The following is a 4,560-nucleotide window of genomic DNA, read 5'->3' as shown; positions in this document are numbered from 1 at the left end:
CATATTGTCTACAATTTAGTTACCCAAAAACTTCTGGGTGAAATAGAATGTAAAAGTGAGGTCGGAGTCGGCACCAAATTTATTATTAAGTTACCCCTACAAATCGATGCAAAACCGTAGTTTCCCAAATCAAAAGATCGGTAATAAACATAGGTAAGCAGCTATGGACAATATTTACGGTTTTTCAACTCAAGAATCCTCTCAAAAAATGCTCTTAGCTGAAGGATTTAACTCAGATGCGGATCTAGGCATATCTGACGAGCGATCTAGTAACTATAACAAGCCCTACAAATCTGCTCTGAAGACCAAGGGATCTCGCCCTTGGTCTCTGTTCTGCCTGCTTTTGGAGGAAGCTGCGAGCTCCCTCCTAATATGAATCTTTATTTGTATTTTTTTTAAGAAATGTTAAATAAAATTATTTTTAGTAAATCTTAAGTTTTTATGAAAGTGTAGAGTAGAATTAGGTATCAGAGCATACATCTACTTATAAATTGACACTTCCTCAAAAACTTGTATATTAATATTTAAGAGAGACTGCAAAAATGATTAACTTAGCAGGCTACGAAATTACGAACCCAATTCATGAAAGTAACAATTCTTTAGTTTACCGAGGACTGAGAAAGCAAGACAACCAACCGATAATTCTCAAATTTCTCAAGCAAGATTATCCGCTGCCAGCTTCGTTAGTCAGATACAAGCAGGAATACGAAATTACACGCAATATTGACCTAGAAAGTGTCCCTAAAACCTACAGCTTAGAGAGATACCAGAACAGTTTGGCTATTATTTTCGAGGATAGTGGTGGAGAAGCATTAAAGCTGTGGTTGGCTGCTCAAAAACTTACCTTAGAAGAGTTTTTGCCAACCGCTATTAAAATAACCAGAGCTTTAGGTCAAATTCATCAACATAACATTATTCATAAAGATATCAACCCGAGCAATATTATTATTAATTCCACAACAGGGCTAGTCCAAATAATAGATTTTGGCATCTCTACTGTTTTAACTCGTGAGAATCCTACCCTAAAAAATCCTAATGTTTTAGAAGGCACTCTGAGCTATATATCGCCGGAACAAACAGGCAGAATGAACCGAGCGATCGACTACCGCACTGATTTTTACTCATTAGGAGTCACTTTTTACGAACTGCTAACGGGGCAACTGCCATGGGATTACAACGATGCAATGGAATTAGTGCACTGTCATATTGCTAAACAAGCAGTGCCGCCCCATGAAATTAATCCTGAAATTCCTAAAGCGGTTTCTGAGATTGTAGTAAAACTGTTAGAAAAAACGGCTGAAAAAAGATACCAAAGTGCTTGGGGAATTATCGCAGATTTAGAAGAATGTCTGGAACAACTACAGGCTAAAGGAACGATTGTAGATTTTGATCTCGCCCAAAAAGATATTAGTGATAAGTTTCAAATACCTCAAAAACTTTATGGTAGAGAACGCGAAATTGAAACCTTATTAGCAGCATTCCAGCGCGTCAGCAATGGCACAACAGAAATTATGTTAGTGTCGGGTTACTCTGGCATTGGTAAATCAGCCTTAGTGCAAGAAGTTTATAAACCTATTACTAAGGCTAACGGTTATTTTATTGCCGGAAAATTTGACCAATTTCAACGCAATATTCCTTATGCGGCTGTAGTCAAATCCTTTCAGTCTTTAGTCAAGCAACTATTAACTGAAACCGAAACGCAACTGGGCGCCTGGAAAGAAAAACTTTTAGCGACGTTTGGTGATAACGGTCAAGTTATTATTGATGTCATTCCAGAAGTAGAACTCATCGTTGGCAAACAACCACCCGTCCAAGAATTAGGTGCTAGCGAATCACAAAACCGCTTTAATTTAATCTTTCAAAAATTCATCCGCGTATTTTGCTCAGCCGAGCATCCTTTAGTCATTTTTTTAGACGATTTACAATGGGCTGATTCCGCTACTCTGAAATTGCTCGAAATAATGATGGCCGATGAAGGAACAAAATATTTATTTTTAATCGGCGCGTATCGGGATAACGAAGTGAATCCCAACCATCCGTTAATTATAACGCTGGATTTGCTTCGGACTAAAGGTGCCATTATTAATGAAATCACCTTAACTCCTTTAGCCCTAGAACATATTAGCAACCTAATTGCCGACACGCTACATACTAACGCAGTAGGGCAATTAGCAGAATTAGCTATCAAAAAAACTTCTGGCAATCCCTTCTTTGTCAATCAATTTTTCAAAACCCTGTTTCAGGAAAACTTACTGAAATTTATTCCCCCCTCCCAAGGCCGCCATGCCCAATGGCAATGGGACATGGGTCAAATTGAGGCCATCGGAATTACTGATAATGTTGTGGAGTTAATGATTAGGAAGTTAAGAAAACTTTCTGCCGCAACCCAAAAGATTTTACAGTTAGCTGCTTGTGTCGGTAATACATTTAATTTACATACTCTTTCTATCATTCAAGAAACAACAGCCGTCGTAACTTATTACGACCTTTTACCTGCCATACAGGAAGGATTAGTATTGCCGATTTCTGAATGGGAAACTACACCGGAAGAAATAATAGACGCTCGCCTCGTAATTATTTCTTTCAAATTTCTCCATGACAGAGTGCAACAAGCGGCTTATGCCCTCATTCCCCAAGAGGAAAAAAAGGAAACTCATTTAAAAATCGGTCAATTAGTTCTCAAGGATACTGCGGAGAAAGAATTAGAAGAGAAAATATTTGACATTATTAATCATTTGAATATAGGCGCAGAACTCTTGACCTGTTCAGAATCAATTTATGAATTAGCAAAGTTGAATTTAATTGCTGGTAAAAAAGCTAAGGCTTCGGCAGCTTATGAACCTGCTTTAAAATATCTAAAAGCGGCCCTCAAAATATTGCCTCAAAATATTTGGGAGGAAGATTATCGGTTAATTTTTGAGTTATACCAAGAACAGGCCGAGTGCGAATATCTTTGTAGCAATTTTGAAAAAGCCGAAGAACTTTTTGATTTGCTGCTAACTAAAGCTAAATCTAATTTAGATAAAGCAGCGATTCAAAATATGCGCTTAATATTTTATGATAATACTGGCAAATATATAGCGAACATTAAAGTAGGTTCAGAAGCCTTAATAGATTTAGGGTTAACCTGGCCTAACAGTAATGACGAACTGCTAGCCCAATTAGAATTAGAGTTGCAGACCTATCGCACGCACCTCCAAACAATTAAAATAGCAGATTTAATTGATGCCTCTGCAATGCAAGACCGAGAAATTATGGCTTGTATGCAGATATTGATGAATATGACTGGACCTGCTTATTTTACTGACCAAGACTTACTCGCTTTGACTACATTAAAGATGGTGAATCTCTCCATCCAATATGGCAATTCTGACGTATCTCCTCATGGCTATGCGTTCTGGGGAATTTTAGCTGGATCGAGATTAGGGGATTATGAAGCTGGTTATCAGTTTGGTATATTAGCCATAGATTTGAATGAAAAACTTAATAATTTTAAGTTAATATGTAAAGTTTCTAATTTATTTGCGGGGTTAATCGGTCACTGGCGCAGCCATATGCGAACGAATCTGCCTATTTTTAGAAAAGGTTATCAAGCCGGGATTGAAACTGGGGATATTTATGCTTGCTATATTGCGTACAATTCTATTGTGCAAAAAATTTTAATGGGAGAGAAATTAAGTAGCGTTCTGGAAGAATCTTATAAATATACCGAATATTTACTAAAGATAAAAAATCAAGTCTTTGTAGAGGCACAAATTATGTGCCAGCATTTTGTCTTTAATCTACAAGGTTTGACAGCAGATAAATTCTCATTGAGCAGCGATCGCTTTAATGAAAATGGCTGTATGCAAATGGGGCAGGAAAGTCAGTTTTCCCCCGGCATAGCATTGTATAGGACATTGAAAGCTCAACTTTTTTTCCTGTATGAAAACTATGCTGAAGCGTTGAACGCCGCTAATTCAAGTGAAGAAATGCTCCCCTTTACAATCGGACTTGCCAACGAATCTGAACATTATTTTTACCATTCTTTGATTTTATTGAATGTTATTCTTCAAGCGAGTCCAATTGAAAAAGCCGAGTATTATTCAAAGCTGGCAATAAATCAAGAAAAAATGAAAATTTGGGCGAATAATTGTCCGGAAAACTATTTACATAAGTATCTGCTCGTTGAAGCAGAAATAGCGCGGGTAGCTGGGAAAGATTTAGAAGCAATGGATTTATACGACAAAGCGATCGCTTCGGCTAGAGAAAACGACTATATCCAGAACGAAGCTTTGGCGAACGAACTAGCGGCTAAATTCTGGTTTGCTAAAGGCAAAGAAGATTTTGCTCAACTTTATATGCAAAAAGCTCATTATAGCTACCAACTCTGGGGCGCTATAGCTAAAGTGGAGGATTTAGAACAAAAATACCCCCAATTCCTAGCTAGAACCAAAACCACAACTCAAACAAAAGTTAACACAACAACCAATGCGCCTACTACCACTAGCACCAATTTGGGAGAGACGCTAGATTTAGCCACAGTAATGAAAGCTTCCCAAGCAATTTCAGGTGAAATAG

At 37.6% G+C, this 4,560-nt stretch carries 1 protein-coding gene; it reads left to right on the top strand.

Annotated features, from left to right (window positions below; all coding sequences use genetic code 11):
- Window positions 1-542 precede the first annotated feature (542 nt).
- The coding region (locus QUA57_RS28065) for a serine/threonine-protein kinase PknK (protein WP_333065056.1) at window positions 543-4,560 on the top strand (4,018 nt) is incomplete at its 3' end.

Origin of the sequence: Microcoleus sp. Pol7_B2, assembly GCF_036701035.1 — a bacterium.
Classification (GTDB): domain Bacteria; phylum Cyanobacteriota; class Cyanobacteriia; order Cyanobacteriales; family Microcoleaceae; genus Microcoleus.
The sequence above is the reverse complement of the archived record's forward strand: the minus strand, read 5'-3'. Positions and strand labels throughout refer to the sequence as shown.